Origin of the sequence: Lacrimispora amygdalina, assembly GCF_900205965.1 — a bacterium.
Taxonomy (GTDB): Bacteria; Bacillota; Clostridia; order Lachnospirales; family Lachnospiraceae; genus Lacrimispora; species Lacrimispora amygdalina_A.
Genome location: NZ_OAOF01000016.1, coordinates 35,906 through 54,712 on the forward strand (window position 1 = coordinate 35,906; position 18,807 = coordinate 54,712).

Here is an 18,807-nt window from a genome sequence, read left to right on the forward strand (position 1 = left end):
TCTATCTCCCTTCCTGTTTTTAGAACTGCTTTAAGAATCTGATATCATTTTCATATAATAATCTCATGTCATCGATTTCGTATTTCAACAAAGCAATTCTCTCCAAACCTACTCCGAAAGCAAAGCCGGAATATTCGTTGGAATCAATTCCGCTCATAGCAAGTACATTGGGGTGTACCATTCCGCAGCCTAAGATCTCGATCCAGCCAGACCCCTTGCAGAAACGGCAGCCCTTTCCTCCACACTTAAAGCAGGTAACATCCATTTCCGCACTTGGTTCAGTGAACGGGAAATGATGGGGGCGGAACTTTACCTTTGTCTCAGGACCGAATAACTCTCTGGCAAACTCAGCCAGTGTCCCTTTTAAGTCTGCAAATGTTATATTCTTATCGATTACCAGTCCTTCAATCTGATGGAAGGAAGGGGAATGAGTTGCATCCACTTCATCGGAACGGAATACTCTGCCTGGTGCCAGCATACGAATGGGAAGTTTTCCCTTCTCCATGGTCCGGACCTGGACAGGAGAGGTCTGGCTTCTCAAAACGATATTGTCACTGATATAAAATGTATCCTGCTCATCTCTTGCCGGGTGATTCTTCGGAATGTTCAGTTTTTCAAAGTTATAGTGATCATACTCCACTTCCGGTCCCTCAATTACCTCATATCCCATGCCAACAAAGATTCTCTCCACCTCTTCCAAAGCGATGGTATTGGGATGGGTATGGCCTACTCTGCTTCTTTTTGCAGGCAGAGTAACATCAATCACTTCTTTTTTTAACTGCTCTTCCCTTGCCTTTTTCGACAGCGCTGCCATGGCAGCCTCTAATTTCCCCTCAATTGCTTCACGGGCTTCATTGACCATCTGCCCGATCTTAGGTCTGTCTTCCGGAGCAACGTCCTTCATGCTCTTTAATACACTGGTCAGTTCTCCCTTTTTTCCAAGATAAGCGACTTTAATGTCACCCAGTTTTTCCAGCGCATCCGAAGCTTCGATCTGCTTTAATGCTTCTTGTTTGATTTTCTCTAATTGATCTTTCATCATGCTCTCCTTCTTTGATTCATTCCCTGATACATCAAAAAAGCTCCATCCCTGAAAAGGGACGAAGCTGTGTTCGCGGTACCACCCTGATTCCTGCTTCTTAAGCAGGCACTCGGCATACGTAACGTGTACAGACGTCATGACCTACACGCCTGGCAGACAAATAAAACCGCCGGTTTCAGCCATGCTGCTTCAGTGGGAAATTCGATTTCTTAATTGAACTTAAAAGGGCTTTCAGCCGGTGACCCCTTCTCTCTGATAGAAACTAAGAATCTACTAGCACTTTCATCGCATTTGATTTTAATGTAATATTGCAATAATTATAATAAAGCAATATTAAAATGTCAAGTGATTTATTTTAATTTAAAGCCGGACACTACAGTCTTTAATTCCTCCGCGATTCGTTCCTGCTTCTCTGACATCTTAGACATATCCTGTACAACTACATATGCTTTTTCGATTGTGCCAAGGACCATACTGCTGTTTCCTGCAGTCGTCTGAACGGATTCGGAGACATTCTGGATTGCATCACGTACTTCCTGCATCACCTGGCTGATGTTAGCAGCCATCTCCTCCACCTCATTGGAGATTTCTTCTATGGTAACTGCATCCTTGCCGTATTGCTGTCCTACATTAACAAAACTGTCATAATCCGGAGTCACCGTATCTCTTAAAAAAACAAGCATGGACTGAGATCCGTCTAACATCATGGTGAATGCATTCTGAACATCTGCAATGGTTCCCTCAATTTCCTTCACAATCTCAGAAGTGTCTTTTGCAAGCTTTCCGATCTCTCTTGCAACAACAGCAAAGCCTCTGCCCTGTTCTCCGGCTCTCACCGCTTCAATTGAGGCATTGAGTGACAGTAAATTGATCTGGGAAGCCGTATTGGAAATAAGACGTGCCATATCGCCGATCCGCTCCACTACCTTTGCGTGCTGGACGGCCATCTGGAGGTCCTGCTCTCTTTCCTGGGATATCACAATGGCATTATCATAAGCTTCCCTGCTTTTTTTCTCAATATCTTTTGCCCGTTCCATGATCTCTCCGGCCATCCTGCTGCTTTTTTCCGTCTCGTCTGCAAGTATTCCTACTGATGAGTTAACCTCTGCAAGAGACGCATTCAGCTCCTCCGTCGCTGCACTGGAAGACATCATTGCCTTATCCACATCTCCCATATAGGTTTTCACTTCGCTGAATTGAAGAAGCAGATCGTTTGATACTCTATTTAAGTGGATGCTGGCATCTGTAATATCCCCTGCCTGACCGGAAATCTGTTCAATCACCCCTTTGTTGCTCTGGAACATATTATTCAACGAGCTGCTCATCTGTCCCAGTTCATCTTTTCGTCTGGATTTAAGAGGCGAAACTGTAAAGTCACCGGCAGCAAGAGAACCCGCAAACTTACGAACCTTCTTAAGAGCCGATGTAATGCTTCCCACCTGCAGTAAAACAGCTAACATACATAGAATCAATGCAGCAGCACTCAGTTTCATCAGTTTCTCGTTTAATACAACAATCGGTTCTTCAAGCTCAGACTGCGGCATCTTAATCATAATAATCCAGCCGACTCCCGGGACCGTATCATAATAGAGGTTATAAGTCTCTGTTCCCTCTGTGTAAAACGTCTTTCCACTGTCATTTGCAACCATCTTAGCTGCTGCTGCGGATAGAGAGGCATTCTCGTCCTGCTTCATATTCACCGCTTTGCTGATCTTTTCCATATCTGCACCGCTAAGATAAACGCCTTCTGCAGAAATCAGCATGGCAGTTCCGTTCTTCCCCACTTTTATGGACTTAATCAGTTCATCAATATCACTAAGCTGCATATCAACCGTCACAACTCCGATAAAACGGCTGTTACTGTCATAAATAGGAGCTGCACAGGTGGCCATCATCTTATCGAGAGTCGGGTCATAATAGGGATCTGTAATAACTGGAGTTTTCACTCCTCCTGATACCGATTGATAGTATGCCTGATTGAAATAATCGTAAGTGGCATTGCTGTAATCATTGGTCAGGGTAACCTTATCACCATCTTTGTACCAGTAAGGACCTACATACTTCTGGCTGGCGTCATATACATTCGGCTCAAACCAGATACCACTGCCAAGTATTAAGTCGTTGGTGGATATTATATCTGAAATTGCTCTGCCGTATGTATCAAGATCTGTAGTCTGATAGGACGCACTCACTATATGTGAAATATTCATGGCCGTGGTTTGGACTGCATTTAAATCATTATTAATGCCGTTAACGTTGGCTTTCAATTCCGACTCCATCGTGGAATTGCTCTGCTGCTCAATTAACTGACTGCTTGTAGTTTCACTTAATTTGGCCAGAAAGGCCAGGGCAAGCACCAGAACAGGTAAAATTCCCAACAGCATCTTAACCCCTATGCTTTTGATTCCGATTCTTCTATTCATACTTTACTCTCCTGTAATTCAACTTCGACCTTATAATACATATATCGACATTTTAGTTAAAAACATCATATCATACCAAGGTAAATTTTACTAATAAGTTTTGCTAATATTCTGTAAGCTTGATTCCGTTTTCCTATTGCAATTCCACTTCTGTACATATAAACTGGATATCAGAACTTTTATACCTGTTAAGCTCCCTTCCTCCCCGCATCTTTTACTAATATCAGCAGTTTCTAATTATACTATTGATACTCTGATTATGCAATATATGTATTTTACATATTTTAATCGTGTATTAAGGTAATTTTATTATCATAAAATAAGTACGAGAGGTGACAACAATGGATCAAGACTATATCAACAAAAGAATTACAGAATTACGTTTAAAAAAGGGAGTGGCAGAACATAAGATGAGCCTGGAGCTGGGACACAGCAGAAGTTACGTGCAAAGTATTTCCAGCGGCAGAAGCCTGCCCTCAATGGCGGAGTTTCTGGCAATCTGTGAATACTTAAATGTAACACCGAAAGACTTTTTTGATAATGATAATCCCAACCCGCCCTTAGTCAGAGACACCATAGACAAGCTTAAAGCATTACCGGAAAGTGATCTGCTGCTGATATTGACTATGATCAACCGGCTTCAGTCTAAATAGATGGGATTCAGGAAAAAAGCAGAATAAATCATTGTCCCCGTGCATATGTACGGGGATTTTGAGGTATAACCGAAAACTTATGGATTCGCACTTCCGACAGAAGCGGTTGTCTTTAATTTATTGATATCCTCAAGAGAAACAATGGCAGGAATTGCTTCCAGTGCCCTTGCATATAATTCGTCAAGATCCCCCCGATTAATCATACCAAAAAAATAACCATATAAATCCTGAAAAGACTGTTCGTTTATCATGAAATCACATTCCTTCCCCTGGCCGAATCAGAGCCAATACTTTTAATGATCTACTTCATTCACGTTATTGTAGACTGTGATGCTTTTGCGTATTTTACACAGGCAGCTGCCCCAGTCCAGCCTTTTTTCAAATGGGCAGTTAAACATCACCATCAGCAGTTTTTTACCTATTGGATAAATAATCAGCATGTTATAAAGGTTATCATCAAGAGCAGTGCTGATAAATTCCATCCAGGCAAAGGGAACTTTATTATCCAGCTCTGTTCCATCATCCAGACATACGCTCATCGGCTGAAAACGCTTTAAAACAAGATAAAACTCCTTTATTACAGTCCTGAGCTGTTCTGGCTTAATCTCCCTTTCCACCATACTGAAAGAAAAATTAACAGTTCCATCTTCATTGGTTTTTATAATTTCAGGGCGCTGTTCAGAAAAATATTTTCTTTTTGCATCTTCCGCTTTCATATCCTTAAATACCGTAGGAAGAAATAGCCCCACCTTATTATCAAACATCCTCACTTCACAGAATTGCAGCAGTTCCCCTTCCACATAGATCCCCGTTTCTATGCTGGTAAACCGGTTAATCCGCTCAAGGTGTCTGTCATCAATCAGTTTTTCATCCTCACACATGATACATCCTCTCTATTTTGTTCAGTCTTTATCCGCGATACAATGGCTGAAATTATCCACTCCAATTTCAACAATATCAGTCATCTTCTGATCATTTGCGTATATTTCCACCTTTTTTTCTTCCACAACAGTTGCCCACATCATATTTAAAAGCAAAAGTACAATTACTTCTATGACAAGCAGCAGTCTTTTAAACAGTGATCCTTTTTTACCGGCTGTTTTATGGGATTTATAGGTAAAACGTGGTATCAGGACCAGTCTCTCCTGTAAAATTCTGCATTTTACAATTCCTGGTTCACGGGATGCAAAGTCAAATAACATATTCTGACTTTTTTTGAGATAGTATAACCGATTCCAAAAATGAAGATCTCCGTATAATATATCTGTTTCCAGTTCATAATTTTTTATCTCTTCTGTCCCGTCTTCTTTACGAATGGAACAGCTTGCCCTGTATTGATAATAACTTTCATTGTTTCTTTTATTCTGCACCACCAGCCCTCCTTTCGTTCTAAGAACTACATTACTTATATTTTCCATTCTACATGGAACAGAAATAAATTCAACCGAAGTGCCAAAATTGTACACTTTGAGTTCCAAAATTTGCACACCTGACCAATTGATCCAGTACAACTCACCCACTGATTATCAAAACAGGAAAACGAGACTGGCGTAAACGCACAGTCTCGTCTTCAAATAGATTGTTATAGCTCTTTCATACCCCTCTTACTATTTTTCAGCACTCCATATACAAGCATCATGGATAGCAGAAGGTGGCTTATGGCTAGTACAACACAAATGCGGATGTTGGCAAACCAGAAGATTCCGCCTGCAATAACTTCTGCAAGCCATAGCTGTCTGCTCTTTAATCGGTAACGTCTTGTCTCCTCTTCGTCCAGAAGTTTATTCTTATCAGGAACTGGCGCAAAGATAAAGATTAAAATTCCTGATATAAGAAACCCCGCTATCGGTAAATAAAGAGCAGCCGTTCCAACTATGTACATTTCAAGCAAACAGGTGATTATAATAAGGATTGCTGATACTACGGTACAGACTCCGTTGGTTTTCGCATGATACCCTCCGCAATAGGACCGCAAGGGTATATAGCTGACAAGGAATACCAACACAGGCATAGGTGCGCGTAAAATTACTGCTATGACAACAGCCACGACTATGTTAATAATCTGGTTGAGTAAAACTTCATAAGCGTAAAGATACAATGAGCGCTGATTATCTTTTAAAAGATTCTTTTTAATCTGCCAGCTGACTATGCCATTGGAAATCCGTTGTAACATTAAAACTTCCTGAGACTCTTCGCCTCTTCAGGTACCTCTGGCTGATGATGAGCCCAGAAACAGGTTACATTCATTGTATAAGCTGCAACCAGTAATGCACATGTGTTCATTGCGTTCACCATTGACATTTTTCCCTTTAAAACATTTAACATTTTTTTCATTTTAAATCTCTCCTTTTTTTCTTTAATTTTATATCAGTAATTCCCATTTTTCAAGTCAAGTGCCAAAATTATACACGTTGAGTGCCAAAATTTGCACATCTCTCTTCTGTAAAAGCAGAAATCGTTAAAGTCGTGATAAACAAAGTCTCTTTCTGAACAAGATTTAATGATCCTCCATACTTCTCAGCAAGGGAGGTAACTATCCCTACACCCAGGCCATGATGTTTTGAATCTTCTTTTGTAGACAGGAGTTTATCTCCTTCTTTTATTGCTTTGACTTTAAAACTATTTTCAATACGGAATATAAGGAAATAGTTAGTTCCCATAAATAGTTTGATACGTACTATACGCTTTTGGGGCTCACATTTAGAAGCAGCTTCCAATGCATTGTCGAGCAGGTTGCCAAACATAGAAATCAGGTCTGAGTCAGATATAAAATCCAGATTAATATTCTTTTCTATAAAAATAGAAAACTCAACTCCAAGTTCCTTAGCTTTTGAAACACGTTCCGACAATATGGCATTAAATACAGGATTACCACTATAAATAACATTATTGATCTCATCTTGTATTTTCCCTTTCAGTTCATCTATTATTTCAACAATTTTCTGATTTTCCCCGTTTAAAGCCAGCAGTCGAAAACTATTAAAGTACGAATGAACATCATGCATAAAGCAACGGTAATGGTCATTTATTTTTAATATGTTTTGAAAGTGATCATTTTCCATCTCTCTTTTCACTGAATAAAGCTCTGCATATTTTATTTTGTTCATCATGTCAGTATATTTCTCAAGTATAATAAATATTGCAGCATTGGAAAGATATAATAAAACAGCTCCACCGCACATAAAAATTTGTAAAACTATAGATTTTGGAAAATCCATATATAAAAAGCTGCTGGAAATAGCCAGGGATAACACAGGAACAATCAGTAAATACCATGAAAACACATTATTATTCCTGATATTTATCTTTTTAATATATTTCTCAATATAAAGCAAAAATAAAAAGCCTACAATATATTCTAATATTAAAAAATATATTCCACCTGACGTAAACCACGGAGGTATGTAAATGGGAAGATTATAAGAAAGGAAGCGATATAATAGTTCAAAAAGAACTTCCTTACCTCCCACAAAAGCAAAATAAATAATTGTATAAGCAATACCATTTGAAAAAGAAATCTTAAATAAAAGCAGAGCATATACATAACAAAATAGTGGAACAGTTATAAAATTTAAGCTGACACTGCCAATTGCATTTTCAAAAAAGATCAGTAAAGTTATTACAATACTAATTATTTGACGCTTTCTTCCAAATGTTTTAAATGGATAAATGGCAGCAAAAAAACGAAACATCATATATACATCTGCGCCGCAAAACAAAAGCCTGCTTACTGAAAACAAATCATTTCCCATCTTAATTGCCATCCTTGTATTTTGATAACATAAATTCTTCCTTCAGCATATGAAATTCCTGCGCCTTGCTCCGGGTTATCTGAAACATGGTATCAACATCTTTCAGGCGCAGAATCTTACTGGTACAGTAGATCAAATATTTAAAATTAATAATATAGCTGTCATGAGGATACCCGAAACCATACTTTTTAAGGCGTTCGTAAATCGTCTCCAGTTTATCCGGAACCCGGATATCTGGGATTTCACTGCTGTCAATTTCTTTAATTCCGTAAATTCTAATGGAGCTTTCAGAAATATGAACTCTTGTATTCTTTTTATATTTTTCTATGTAAACAATATCATCTGCCCTTAGAAACAGCCGTTCCCGGTTCACGTTCGCCGTCAGAAGCGGTGCCTGTCCCAGCTCAATCATTTTATCCAGAGAATCTCTTATGTAACGGTCCATTAATTCATCGGTCATATTCTTCATAATATACCGGTAAGGCTGGACTTCAAAGCTGCGGGGTGACGGTTCTGCAAAGCCCGTATAGAAAACCAGAATCACATTATTATCCAGTTCCCTGACCCGCACTGCTGTTTCTTCTCCAGTCATCTCGTTCATCTGAACATCAAGAAAAATAATAGAAAATCTAATATTTTTAATCGCTGATAAAAGGCTGATTCCAGAATCATATTCATGTACACGGAATTTATCGCTTTCGGGCATATTCTTACTAATTCTCTCTATCAAACGCTCTCTGTCGCCCATACTATCATCGCAAATAGCAATTTCAAACATCCTTTTTTCCCCTTTATAAATTTCTTTTTTATTGAATATCGTATATTCCCTCCTATTTTATAAGAAATATGCGAAGAATACAAGAAAAGGTACCAGAAAAATACAAAATCCATACTTTTTCGGTACCTTATTCCTGATTATTCAACTTAATTATATGGCAAACTGACTGTTATAGAGCTGAGCATAAAATCCATTTTCTGAAAGAAGGTTCTCATGCGTTCCCTGTTCAATGATATGGCCATCCCTCATAACAAGTATGACATCCGCTTCCTTGATTGTAGAAAGACGGTGAGCGACAATAAAACTGGTGCGTCCCTCCATCATTTTAGCAAATGCCTTTTGTATCTTTAATTCAGTTCTGGTATCGATAGATGATGTCGCCTCATCAAGAATGAGAATCGGCGGAAGGCACAGCATGACTCTGGCTATGCACAAAAGCTGCTTCTGACCCTGGGATAAGTTTCCTCCGTCTTCTGAAATGATTGTATCATATCCCTGCGGCATGCGGGAAATAAAGCTATGCGCATGTGCTTCTTTTGCTGCTGTGACTATTTGCTCCTCAGATGCATCCGGTTTTCCGTACGCGATATTTTCTCTTATCGTTCCAGTCTTCAGCCATGTTTCCTGCAAAACCATTCCATAGGAGGATCTCAGGCTTTCTCTGGTTATGTGGCGGATATCATTTCCATCCACCTTTATGGCGCCGGCATTTACATCGTAAAAACGCATGAGAAGATTAATTACCGTACTTTTTCCGCAACCGGTAGGGCCAACAATGGCAATTCGCTTTCCCTGTGCTGCGCATAGATTCATATCCTCAATCAGTGGTACCTCCTGATTATAGGAAAAGTCAACATGCTCCAGTACCACCTCGCCTCTGGCATGCTTAAGTACCACCGCCTGGCTGTCATCCGGTATCTCTGACTCTTCATCAATCAGTTCAAATACACGTGCAGCTGACGCAAGAGCGTTCTGAAGCTCTGTTACTACGCCTGATATCTCATTAAACGGTTTCGTGTACTGATTGGCATAACTTAAAAAACTTGATAACTGACCCACTGTCAAAAGTCCATTTACTGCCGCAATTGCACCGGCGATTCCTACACAGGCATAAACGAGGCTGTTTACAAACCGCGTAGACGGATTGGTAATGGAAGAGAAAAAGGTTGCCTTAAGCCCCCATACGCGAAGCTCTTCATTAATGGTTTCAAATTTTTTCTGAGCCTCATCTTCATAAGCAAAGGCCTTTACCACCTTCTGGTTTCCCAGCAGCTCCTCCACCAGAGATGTCATTACTCCTCTTGTCTGAGACTGCATCCGGAACATACTGTACGTTCTTTTCGCAATAAAACTGGCCACAAACAGGGACAGCGGGGTAACAAGCACAACCAGAGCGGCAATTAACGGATTAATATAAAACATAAAAGCCAATGTTCCTAAAATGGTTAAAACTCCGGTAAACAGCTGAGTGAATCCCATCAGCAGGCCGTCGGAGAACTGATCAATATCAGCAATAATTCTGCTGATTATATCACCATGTGCATGAGAATCTATATACTTTAATGGAAGGCTTTCCAGCTTATTAAAAGCCTGAGTTCTGATATCCTTCACCACCCGGTAAGTAATCTGATTATTGATATGGCTCATGACCCACTGCGCCGCTGCTGTAACCAGAATCACGATCCCCATCTGTGTCAGGATCACACCCATGGTTTTAAAATCAACTTTTCCGGCACCCACAATACAGTCAATGGCACGTCCGATTAATATGGGAATATACAAGGTAAATACAACTGTAAGAAAAGCGCAAAACAGCGAAGCCATTACACTCCATTTATACTTTCCAATCTTATTTAAGATACGTTTGACTGTAGACTTATGCTTTTTTATGTTCATATTACTGCACCTCCTTTTCAGACAGCTGGGATAGACAGATCTCACGGTAAACCTCACAGGATTCCATTAATTCTCCATGCTTTCCGCAGCCGGCCATTCGTCCGTCTTCCAATACAACAATGCGGTCTGCATTCTTTATTGTGGAAGCTCTCTGGGATACTAAAAATACGGTCATATCCCTGGTTTCTTCCTTAATCGCCTTGCGAAGTCTTGCGTCGGTGGCAAAATCCAAAGCAGATGCGCTGTCATCCAAAATAAGAATCTGGGGATTTTTTACAATGGCTCTGGCAATGGTAAGACGCTGGCGCTGTCCGCCGGACAAGTTTTTTCCTCCTGCCTGTATCAGAAAGTCAAGCCCTTCCCCTTTCTCATCCACAAACTCCTTTGCCTGGGCAATGGTAAGTGCCCGGTAAATCTCTTCATCAGAGGCATCCTTTTTCCCCCACTGCATATTTTCCCGGATACTCCCTTTAAAAAGGACCGCCTTTTGGGGAACAATACCTACCATCTCTCTCAGCTGGCCCTGTGGATACTCCCTGACATCGATTCCATCTACTCTGACGCTTCCCTGAGATACATCATAAAATCTTGGAATTACGTTCACCAGTGTGGATTTTCCTGATCCGGTCCCTCCTATAATTCCTATGGTCTCACCTTTTCTCGCGCAAAATCCAATTCCCCTCAGAGATTCAGCCTTTGCACCCTGATAAAAAAGGCTTACCTGATTAAATTCCACCTTGGGTGAATCCGTTTTACCTTTTACATGGTTATGGTTGGTGTCTTTAATGCCTGGTTCCATGGTAAATACGAAACTGATCCGGTTGGCACAGGCCAGCGCTTTGGAAATGGTGATAATTAAGTTGGCAAGCTTCACCAGCTCAACCAGTATCTGAGACATATAGTTTACAAGTGCCACTACCTGACCCTGAGTGATATTCCCCGTCTGAACCCGATTTGCACCGGTGTTAATGAGTACAATGATTGCAAGGTTGATAATGACATAAGTAAGAGGATTCATTAATGCGGATATCTTACCTACAAATACCTGGAATTTCACCAGCATGCCATTTTCTTCATCAAACCTGCGAACTTCATCATTCTGCCGGTTAAATGCACGGATCACACGGACGCCGCCCAGATTTTCTCTTGCTGCCAGCAAAACCCGGTCCAGCTGCATTTGTACTTTTTTATATAGAGGCATACTGTAAAGCATAATGCCGAATACTACAGCTGATAGTACCGGTATGGAAACCACAAATATCAGGGCTGCCTTTATATCAATGGTAAATGCCATGATCATTGCGCCCAAAACAACAAATGGAGAGCGGAGAAACAGACGCAGAAACAAATTCACACCGGACTGGACCTGATTCACATCACTGGTCATTCTGGTGATGAGGGTAGCCGTTCCTATGGTATCTATTTCCTGATACGACAGAGTGTTAATATGAGCAAACAGATCATTTCTTAATGAAGTACCAAAACCTGCCGCTGCCTTTGCCGCGAAGTACTGAGCTGTTATGGAACAGGTAAGGCCGATAATGCCTAACACAACCAGCAATCCGCCCATGGACAGAATATAAGTCACATCATGGTTCTTGATTCCAATGTCAATGACCGTGGCCATCACCAGAGGCACAAGAAGCTCAAAACTGGCTTCCAGAAGCTTGAACAATGGTCCCAGAATACTTTCCCGCTTATAGTTACTCAAATACTTAAGGAGCTTTTTCATTTTCTTAATCCTCCCAAAAATAATACCTTTTTAGAATAATGCATTGTATTATTATACCATTTTGATATAATAATACAAGTATAAAATGAAATCAGATAGAATAGAGGATGTACCAGATGAATCCAATTAATTCAAAACAGTTATATTATTTCACCGTCGTTTCAGAGACCGGGAGCTTTACTGCAGCTGCAAAAAAACTGGGAATATCCCAGCCTCCTTTAAGCAAGCAGATTATGCTTCTGGAGGAGGAGATGGGAGTGAAGCTTCTTGAGCGCAGATCGAAAAAGGCAGAGCTTACAGAAGCAGGCACATATTTATATTTCAAGGCAAAAGATATTCTATCCATGATGGGCGCTGTATCAGATGATTTAAAGCATTTTCCATCTTCTGCCAGAGGTGTGCTGAAACTGGGGACCATTTCTTCATCCGGAACGGTACTTCTGGATTTTTTAAAGGACTTCACATCAGCTCACCCAGGTGTGCGGTTTGAAGTGACAGAAGGCAATACCTATGAACTCCTGGAAAAAATGAAAAATGGACTTGTAGAGTGTTCCATTATACGGACACCTTTTAATCCGGAGGGTCTGGAATGTGTCTACGGTAAGAAGGAACCCATTATGGCGGTGGGAAATCCCGTATTTTTCCCGGAGTTTACAGGAAACAAGGTAAGTCTTACAGAGTTAAAGGGGAAGCCATTAATTTATTACCGCAGATTTGATTCCATTATTTCCCTTGCATTTCAAAACAGCGGAATCAAACCAGATATCTTCTGCAGGAATGACGATGCAAGAACCTGTCTTCAATGGGCAAAAGCAGGAATGGGAATTGCTCTGGTACCGCAATCCATCAGTCTCACCCTGGGGCAGGAAAATCTCTTGTTCCGGGAAATAGATTCTTCCGACACCGTTACCCAGATAGCCGCTGTGTACAAAAAAAATGGCTATGTCTCAAACATAGCCAGGGAATTTGTAACCAGTTTTGGCAATCAGTCCCGTTGACTAATCAAAAAGGCTCAACTGGGTAATCTGGTATTTTTTCTTGTACGCGTGGATAATATCCGGCATTTTATAAAGGATCCGGTTTCGGCTGCACTCCTCAGAAAACACCTGCCATAATTTACGTGCACCTGGACTGGTGCACTGGTAATTATTACCATAACGTTTCATATACTGCTCTGCCAGGTTTTCTCCCGGGAACAGCTCTCTTAACCGGTCATAATACCATTCTCTCTGATTGCTGCGCAGCGTGACACCAAAAGCCGGATAGATAAAATCAGCGCCGGCTTCTTTGGCTGCAGTTATGATAGAACGGATATTGTCCTCATGGTCCTCCAGAAATGGGAGGACAGGCATAAGAAGGATGCCTGCAAACAGCCCCTGATCCTTAAGGGCCGCAATCAGCGACAGCCGGTCGGAAGGTCTGGATACCCTTGGTTCAATTTTAGACGCCAGATTATCATCACTTGTAGTAACCGTAACCTTTAGAATAACAGGAGAATGATCTGCTATACTTTTCAATATATCAATATCCCTTTGAAGCAAAGTACTCTTTGTAGCAATAGCTGCCCCAAAACCAAAGGCATCAATCAATTCCAGGGCATGTCTGGTAAGCTTAAGTTCATTTTCCAGTGGATTGTATGGATCACTCATTGCTCCGGTTCCCACCACTCCTGTTTTGACTTTTCTCCTCAGATCATCCCGTATGATCCGAAGTGCATCCTCCTTGACACGCACGGTATCAAAATGATCAATTCTGTAACAGTCTGAACGGCTGTCACAGTAAATACAGCCATGGCTGCAGCCTCTGTATATATTCATATTATAATCAATCCCAAACCAATCGGATGTTTTTGTTTTTGTTACAATCGTTTTTGCCGGGATGTATTCCATGATAATTCTCCCTTTTTTTATACTTTTTTTCACTGAACAGGGAATCCCTTGATATTTTCTAAGTGCCATGATAATATGCTTATACGAGATAAGAAGGGAAGCGTTCATTATGATTCGTTTTTTATTGCGCTGCAAACAGATACATGACAAATATACGAAAGATGAAATGACTGTCTATGCAGCACAGGCTTCATACTTTACCATAATTGCAGCTTTTCCATTTATGATGCTGTTACTTGCTATGATTCAGTTTATTCCTTCTATTACAAAGGCAAATTTACTGCAGCTTCTGGTCACGGTAATCCCCAGCAGGCTGGAGATTGACAGCGTTATCGTTACTGTTATTGAAGATCTCTATACCCAGTCACCTGCAGCAATATTATCTGTAACCGCCATTGCCGCGATCTGGTCCGCTTCAAAGGGGATGCTGAGCATTGAACGGGGATTAAACCGGGTTTTCGGACAGGAGAAAAAGCGGGGGTATTTCATGACCCGGGTGGTATGTGCCGGTTATACGGTTGTGTTTATAATAATCTGTACCCTGACACTTGTACTTCTTGTACTGGGCAGCTCCATACAGGCTTTTATGAATCACCATTTTCCCATTCTGGCTGAGATTACCCAGCATGTCATCAGTTTCCGTACTCTGCTCTTATTTATTCTTACCTTATGTTTTGCCATGCTTTATACCTATGTACCCGAAAAAAAGCAGCATTTTACCAGACAGCTGCCAGGAGCCGTCTTTTCCACACTGGGGTGGATCGCCTTCTCCTTTGCCTTTTCTATTTACTTTAGCAATTTCAGCAATTATTCCGTGATGTACGGCAGCCTGACTGCCATTGTTCTCATCATGCTGTGGCTGTATTCCTGCATCTGCATTCTGTTTTTCGGAGCTGAGATCAATTACTATTATTCCGAAAACAGGAACGAATAACCAAGCGGAAGACCAGAGATCCTTAAACGATCCCTGGTCTTCTTTGTCCGCCATCTGATTTTAAGAAAACAGCGGCGTAGATAAATATCTGTCTCCTGTATCCGGAAGCAGCACGATGATTCTTTTCCCTTCGAATTCCGGCCGTTTTGCAGCTTGTCTGGCCGCCCATACAGCTGCGGCAGAGGATATCCCCACAAGGATCCCTTCCGTCTGTGCGATCTCTTTGCCCGTCTCATAAGCTTCCTGATTCTCTACAGGAATGATTTCATCATATATCTCTGTGTTTAGTATATCAGGAACGAAACCAGCTCCAATTCCCTGGAGTCCATGAGGTCCCGGCTTTCCTCCGGAAAGAATGGGAGATCCTGCTGGTTCCACTCCGATAATCCGGATTTCAGGATTCTTACTTTTTAAATATTCCCCGACTCCGGTTATGGTGCCACCCGTTCCAATTCCTGCCACAAATACATCAACCTTTCCATCGGTATCTGCCCAGATTTCAGGTCCTGTGGTTTCCCGATGTATTGCTGGATTGGCCGGATTCTCAAACTGCCCTAAAATTACGGAACCTTCGATCTCTTTTTGCAGCTCTTCAGCTTTATCAATTGCGCCTTTCATCCCTTTTGTTCCTTCGGTAAGTACAATCTCTGCTCCATATGCTTTTAAAAGATTCCTTCGTTCCACGCTCATGGTTTCAGGCATGGTGAGAATAGCACGATACCCTTTCATGGCAGCGATACTGGCGATTCCAATACCGGTATTCCCGGATGTAGGTTCAATGATGGTGGCTCCAGGCTTTATTCTGCCGCTTTTTTCTCCATCCTCAATCATGGACAGTGCTGCTCTGTCTTTTACGCTGCCAGCCGGGTTAAAATATTCCAGTTTTGCAATGACAGATGCCTTAAGTCCGTGTTTCTTCTCATAATTGGTAAGTTCCAGCAAAGGAGTTTTGCCAATCAGTTCCCCGGCACTTTTTTTAATATTTTCCATAATGAACCTCTTTTCTTACTCGTTTCCTGATTTCATTTTATCTGCAGGCAATTAATATTATGATAAATCATAAAGCTTACGGTACTTCTCTTTCAGGTAATCGATGAAGTATTCCGGTGTAAATTCCTCTCCAGTTGCTGCTTTTATTAACTCACGGCTTGTCTTCATCTTACCATATTGATGAATATGGCTTCTTAAATATTCTTTGATCACGTCCAGCTTGCCATCTCTTAAAAGGCCATCAAAATCCATCTCCTTTTTCATATGGAAATACAGCTGTGCTCCAAATGCATTCCCCAGGGCATAGGATGGGAAATATCCGAACAATCCCTGGGACCAGTGGATATCCTGAAGAATTCCTTCTGAAACATTCTTCGGCCGGATTCCTAAATATTCCTCATATTTATCAGCCCAGATTTCCGGTAATTTTTTAAGATCCACGTCTTCTTCTATTATCATCTTCTCAAGTTCATACCGGATCATAATATGAAGGCTGTAAGTCAGTTCATCTGCTTCTGTACGAATAAATCCAGGATCCACTTTATTAATTGCTTCCATAAATTGTTCTATAGAAACAGGTTTCAGCCTGTCGGGATAAAGCTCCGTTAATCTGTTATAAATAGGATTCCAGAAATTTGGATTCCGCCCGATTAAATTCTCATAAAATCTGGACTGTGACTCATGCATACCCATAGAGGTTCCCTGTCCAACCGGTGTCTGGGTTATCTCATCTGATATGCCTAACTCGTAAATTCCGTGACCGCTCTCGTGGATCACAGAAAACATAGAACTATCCATCTTATCGTGGTAGCTGGTAGTTATACGAACATCATGGTTATGAAGATTGGTAGTAAAAGGGTGAGCACTCTCTGACAATACACCCTTCTCAAAATTAAATCCTACGTATTCTGCAAGGAACCGTGCCATCTCTTCCTGCTTTTCTTTTGGATAGCCACCGATAAGAAAGGAATCATCGATTTCTTTTCCATGTTCTCTGATCTCCTGGAGCAGCGGTACAAGTTCTTCCTTCAGTCTGCCGAAAAACTCATCCAAAAGTTCTGTCTCAAATCCCTTTTCGTATTCGGCGAGGAGAACATCGTACAGCTTCTGACCATCCTTTTTCCGATAGGATGCAAATTTCTTCTTGAAATGAATAACCTTCTCCAATGTAGGCAGGAAATACTCATAATCCTCATTCTTCTTCGCCTTTGACCAGACTCTTGCTGCTTCGGCAATCAGCTGGGCATTTTCTCTGTATTCTGCCTTTGGTATACAGATCAGTTCTTCTCTGGCTTCCTTTGCCCCCTGAAGTACTGCCTTCTGGATATCAGACAATTCCGATTCCTGTTCGCATGCTGCAATTGCTTCTCCCATCTCATCGCCTGTCATAAATCCATAGTACTCTTCTGTCAGTGCACCAATCACTCTGGCTGTATAGGATCCGGATTCTTCGGGAGCCAGTGTTTCATTATCCCACTCAAAAAGTATAAGAGCCGTCTGCAGTGCCATTGTTTTTTCTAATATTGAAGACAAGTTTTCATATATTTTATTCATATTTATTCTTTCTCCTTCATAAAAAATCGGAATTCTGTATCATTGTCTCCAAAGCCACCCAAATAATACCGCTAAGAATTTACTTTGCGCTGCCAAAAATTGAGGTTTCTTTTATATCAAGGCGAATCAGCCATTCCCTGACCGCTTCCTCATTATAAGAGGAGGCGTTAAAATCCTCCAATTGAAAATCAAGAGCAATATCTGTTTTCATGGCAGCAAGAGTTTTAGACAATCGTGCAGCCTTCTCACCGCATAGTTCTTCCTCACTTGTCTTAGTCATGGCTTTATATGGAGATCTGGTAATACCCAGATCATTTTTCCAGAAGTCCTGAAGATCCTTTAACCTCTTTTTATCTGCTTCCGCTTCATGTATGACATCATAGATGCGCTCTACGGTTTTATACTCCCTCAGCAATATAGGGGCAGCACTGCTGACACCCTTAACACCAGGAATATTGTCGGAAGCGTCGCCTTGTATCCCTTTTAAATCCGGGATCTGCTCCGGCAGCACGCCCTCCTCACGAAGGACCGTATCAGAGGTGTATTCAAATACTTTTTCCGGCAGATTGATCTCTTCTTTCCTCATACCGTAAAAAGAATAATATTTCTGATACAGCTCGTCCGCCTTCTCCTGGCGGGACTGAACCATCCATGCGCGGACATTGTATTCATCATTTACCAGCTGAAGATAATCGTGGTCCTTTGTCAAAACCACCATAGGGATCTGCTCTCTGAATTTCATGACAAGACTTCCTGCATAGTCATCCGCCTCATACTGATTACAGCAGAGGACTTTAAATCCAACTTCTTCCAGAATACGCTCCATGAGTGCAAACTGTTCCTTTAAAGGTTCCGGTGTGGCTCCTCTTGTACCCTTATACTGGGAATACAGTTCTCTTCGAAAGGTGTCTCTTGTTTTATCAAAAACAAAGGCGATGTGGTCCGGCTGCTGCTTCTTCATAAGTGAAACCACCATCTTAAGCATGCCGAAAATAGCATTGGTATATGTTCCATCCTTGGCATGAAGAATTTTGTCATAATGCTTCATCTTTTCCTCATCTGTCCTGGCAAACACGATTTCTCTCGGCAAAACCGCATAATAGCAGGTTGACAGCATGGAAGAACCATCTATAACTACAAATCTTTTTTCTGACATCTATAACT

General features: G+C 41.2%; 18 protein-coding genes and 1 other annotated feature. Of the genes, 3 read left to right on the forward strand and 15 right to left on the reverse strand.

Annotated elements, in window-relative coordinates; translation table 11 throughout:
* Window positions 1–19 precede the first annotated feature (19 nt).
* Window positions 20–1,039, reverse strand: coding sequence for a phenylalanine--tRNA ligase subunit alpha (gene pheS, locus CRO04_RS18885; RefSeq protein WP_097005800.1), 1,020 nt, complete (start codon window positions 1,037–1,039; stop codon window positions 20–22).
* Between the two features lie 54 nt (window positions 1,040–1,093).
* Window positions 1,094–1,337, reverse strand: a binding site (T-box leader).
* 55 nt (window positions 1,338–1,392) lie between these two features.
* Window positions 1,393–3,465: a methyl-accepting chemotaxis protein gene (locus tag CRO04_RS18890; protein ID WP_097005801.1), complete on the reverse strand. Its 2,073-nt coding sequence runs from the start codon at window positions 3,463–3,465 to the stop codon at window positions 1,393–1,395.
* Window positions 3,466–3,806: 341 nt separating this feature from the next.
* On the opposite strand from CRO04_RS18890, the gene CRO04_RS18895 reads away from it, so the two are divergent.
* Complete coding sequence (locus tag CRO04_RS18895) at window positions 3,807–4,118, forward strand: helix-turn-helix domain-containing protein (RefSeq protein WP_097005802.1); 312 nt, start codon at window positions 3,807–3,809, stop codon at window positions 4,116–4,118.
* Window positions 4,119–4,195: 77 nt separating this feature from the next.
* Here CRO04_RS18895 and CRO04_RS26365 read toward each other — a convergent pair whose 3' ends face one another.
* From CRO04_RS26365 to CRO04_RS18935, 9 genes are all read right to left on the reverse strand, one after another.
* Window positions 4,196–4,369, reverse strand: a complete 174-nt coding sequence (locus CRO04_RS26365; protein ID WP_166432614.1) for a hypothetical protein — start codon at window positions 4,367–4,369, stop codon at window positions 4,196–4,198.
* Between the two features lie 42 nt (window positions 4,370–4,411).
* On the reverse strand, window positions 4,412–4,999 hold the full coding sequence (locus CRO04_RS18900; protein ID WP_097005803.1) for a hypothetical protein: 588 nt from the start codon (window positions 4,997–4,999) through the stop codon (window positions 4,412–4,414).
* Between the two features lie 21 nt (window positions 5,000–5,020).
* Window positions 5,021–5,488: a hypothetical protein gene (locus tag CRO04_RS18905; RefSeq protein ID WP_097005804.1), complete on the reverse strand. Its 468-nt coding sequence runs from the start codon at window positions 5,486–5,488 to the stop codon at window positions 5,021–5,023.
* A 212-nt stretch (window positions 5,489–5,700) separates the two neighbouring features.
* Window positions 5,701–6,291, reverse strand: coding sequence for an accessory gene regulator ArgB-like protein (locus CRO04_RS18910; protein ID WP_097005805.1), 591 nt, complete (start codon window positions 6,289–6,291; stop codon window positions 5,701–5,703).
* Complete coding sequence (locus CRO04_RS18915; protein WP_097005806.1) at window positions 6,291–6,452, reverse strand: cyclic lactone autoinducer peptide; 162 nt, start codon at window positions 6,450–6,452, stop codon at window positions 6,291–6,293. Before CRO04_RS18915 ends, CRO04_RS18910 begins: the two co-directional genes overlap by 1 nt.
* 68 nt (window positions 6,453–6,520) lie before the next feature.
* Window positions 6,521–7,870, reverse strand: a complete 1,350-nt coding sequence (locus tag CRO04_RS18920; RefSeq protein ID WP_166432615.1) for a sensor histidine kinase — start codon at window positions 7,868–7,870, stop codon at window positions 6,521–6,523.
* Between the two features lies 1 nt (window position 7,871).
* Entirely contained in the window at window positions 7,872–8,648 is a 777-nt protein-coding gene (locus tag CRO04_RS18925; protein ID WP_097005808.1) for a LytR/AlgR family response regulator transcription factor, read from the reverse strand.
* Window positions 8,649–8,798: 150 nt separating this feature from the next.
* Window positions 8,799–10,544, reverse strand: coding sequence for an ABC transporter ATP-binding protein (locus CRO04_RS18930; RefSeq protein WP_097005809.1), 1,746 nt, complete (start codon window positions 10,542–10,544; stop codon window positions 8,799–8,801).
* A gap of 1 nt (window position 10,545) precedes the next feature.
* Entirely contained in the window at window positions 10,546–12,276 is a 1,731-nt protein-coding gene (locus tag CRO04_RS18935; protein ID WP_097005810.1) for an ABC transporter ATP-binding protein, read from the reverse strand.
* A gap of 116 nt (window positions 12,277–12,392) precedes the next feature.
* Here CRO04_RS18935 and CRO04_RS18940 point away from each other — a divergent pair, with 116 nt between their 5' ends.
* The gene (locus CRO04_RS18940; protein ID WP_097005811.1) at window positions 12,393–13,274 is read left to right on the forward strand and encodes a LysR family transcriptional regulator; all 882 of its coding nucleotides are present in this window, start codon (window positions 12,393–12,395) and stop codon (window positions 13,272–13,274) included.
* Here CRO04_RS18940 and CRO04_RS18945 read toward each other — a convergent pair whose 3' ends face one another.
* Window positions 13,275–14,165, reverse strand: a complete 891-nt coding sequence (locus tag CRO04_RS18945) for an SPL family radical SAM protein (protein ID WP_207654475.1) — start codon at window positions 14,163–14,165, stop codon at window positions 13,275–13,277.
* Window positions 14,166–14,274: 109 nt separating this feature from the next.
* On the opposite strand from CRO04_RS18945, the gene CRO04_RS18950 reads away from it, so the two are divergent.
* On the forward strand, window positions 14,275–15,099 hold the full coding sequence (locus tag CRO04_RS18950; protein ID WP_097005812.1) for a YihY/virulence factor BrkB family protein: 825 nt from the start codon (window positions 14,275–14,277) through the stop codon (window positions 15,097–15,099).
* Window positions 15,100–15,159: 60 nt separating this feature from the next.
* Here CRO04_RS18950 and cysK read toward each other — a convergent pair whose 3' ends face one another.
* From cysK to CRO04_RS18965, 3 genes are all read right to left on the reverse strand, one after another.
* The gene (cysK, locus tag CRO04_RS18955) at window positions 15,160–16,089 is read right to left on the reverse strand and encodes a cysteine synthase A (RefSeq protein WP_097005813.1); all 930 of its coding nucleotides are present in this window, start codon (window positions 16,087–16,089) and stop codon (window positions 15,160–15,162) included.
* 57 nt (window positions 16,090–16,146) lie between these two features.
* The gene (locus CRO04_RS18960) at window positions 16,147–17,643 is read right to left on the reverse strand and encodes a carboxypeptidase M32 (RefSeq protein ID WP_097005814.1); all 1,497 of its coding nucleotides are present in this window, start codon (window positions 17,641–17,643) and stop codon (window positions 16,147–16,149) included.
* Window positions 17,644–17,722: 79 nt separating this feature from the next.
* The gene (locus CRO04_RS18965) at window positions 17,723–18,799 is read right to left on the reverse strand and encodes a 5'-3' exonuclease (RefSeq protein WP_097005815.1); all 1,077 of its coding nucleotides are present in this window, start codon (window positions 18,797–18,799) and stop codon (window positions 17,723–17,725) included.
* Window positions 18,800–18,807: the final 8 nt, after the last annotated feature.

What these genes read in the sequence shown, in the direction of transcription:
- pheS (WP_097005800.1), bottom strand. Translation starts at nt 1,039, where the DNA reads ATGAAAGATCAATTAGAGAAAATCAAACAAGAAGCATTAAAGCAGATC.
- CRO04_RS18890 (WP_097005801.1), bottom strand. Translation starts at nt 3,465, where the DNA reads ATGAATAGAAGAATCGGAATCAAAAGCATAGGGGTTAAGATGCTGTTG.
- CRO04_RS18895 (WP_097005802.1), top strand. Translation starts at nt 3,807, where the DNA reads ATGGATCAAGACTATATCAACAAAAGAATTACAGAATTACGTTTAAAA.
- CRO04_RS26365 (WP_166432614.1), bottom strand. Translation starts at nt 4,369, where the DNA reads ATGATAAACGAACAGTCTTTTCAGGATTTATATGGTTATTTTTTTGGT.
- CRO04_RS18900 (WP_097005803.1), bottom strand. Translation starts at nt 4,999, where the DNA reads ATGTGTGAGGATGAAAAACTGATTGATGACAGACACCTTGAGCGGATT.
- CRO04_RS18910 (WP_097005805.1), bottom strand. Translation starts at nt 6,291, where the DNA reads ATGTTACAACGGATTTCCAATGGCATAGTCAGCTGGCAGATTAAAAAG.
- CRO04_RS18915 (WP_097005806.1), bottom strand. Translation starts at nt 6,452, where the DNA reads ATGAAAAAAATGTTAAATGTTTTAAAGGGAAAAATGTCAATGGTGAAC.
- CRO04_RS18920 (WP_166432615.1), bottom strand. Translation starts at nt 7,870, where the DNA reads ATGGGAAATGATTTGTTTTCAGTAAGCAGGCTTTTGTTTTGCGGCGCA.
- CRO04_RS18925 (WP_097005808.1), bottom strand. Translation starts at nt 8,648, where the DNA reads ATGTTTGAAATTGCTATTTGCGATGATAGTATGGGCGACAGAGAGCGT.
- CRO04_RS18930 (WP_097005809.1), bottom strand. Translation starts at nt 10,544, where the DNA reads ATGAACATAAAAAAGCATAAGTCTACAGTCAAACGTATCTTAAATAAG.
- CRO04_RS18935 (WP_097005810.1), bottom strand. Translation starts at nt 12,276, where the DNA reads ATGAAAAAGCTCCTTAAGTATTTGAGTAACTATAAGCGGGAAAGTATT.
- CRO04_RS18940 (WP_097005811.1), top strand. Translation starts at nt 12,393, where the DNA reads ATGAATCCAATTAATTCAAAACAGTTATATTATTTCACCGTCGTTTCA.
- CRO04_RS18945 (WP_207654475.1), bottom strand. Translation starts at nt 14,165, where the DNA reads ATGGAATACATCCCGGCAAAAACGATTGTAACAAAAACAAAAACATCC.
- CRO04_RS18950 (WP_097005812.1), top strand. Translation starts at nt 14,275, where the DNA reads ATGATTCGTTTTTTATTGCGCTGCAAACAGATACATGACAAATATACG.
- cysK (WP_097005813.1), bottom strand. Translation starts at nt 16,089, where the DNA reads ATGGAAAATATTAAAAAAAGTGCCGGGGAACTGATTGGCAAAACTCCT.
- CRO04_RS18960 (WP_097005814.1), bottom strand. Translation starts at nt 17,643, where the DNA reads ATGAATAAAATATATGAAAACTTGTCTTCAATATTAGAAAAAACAATG.
- CRO04_RS18965 (WP_097005815.1), bottom strand. Translation starts at nt 18,799, where the DNA reads ATGTCAGAAAAAAGATTTGTAGTTATAGATGGTTCTTCCATGCTGTCA.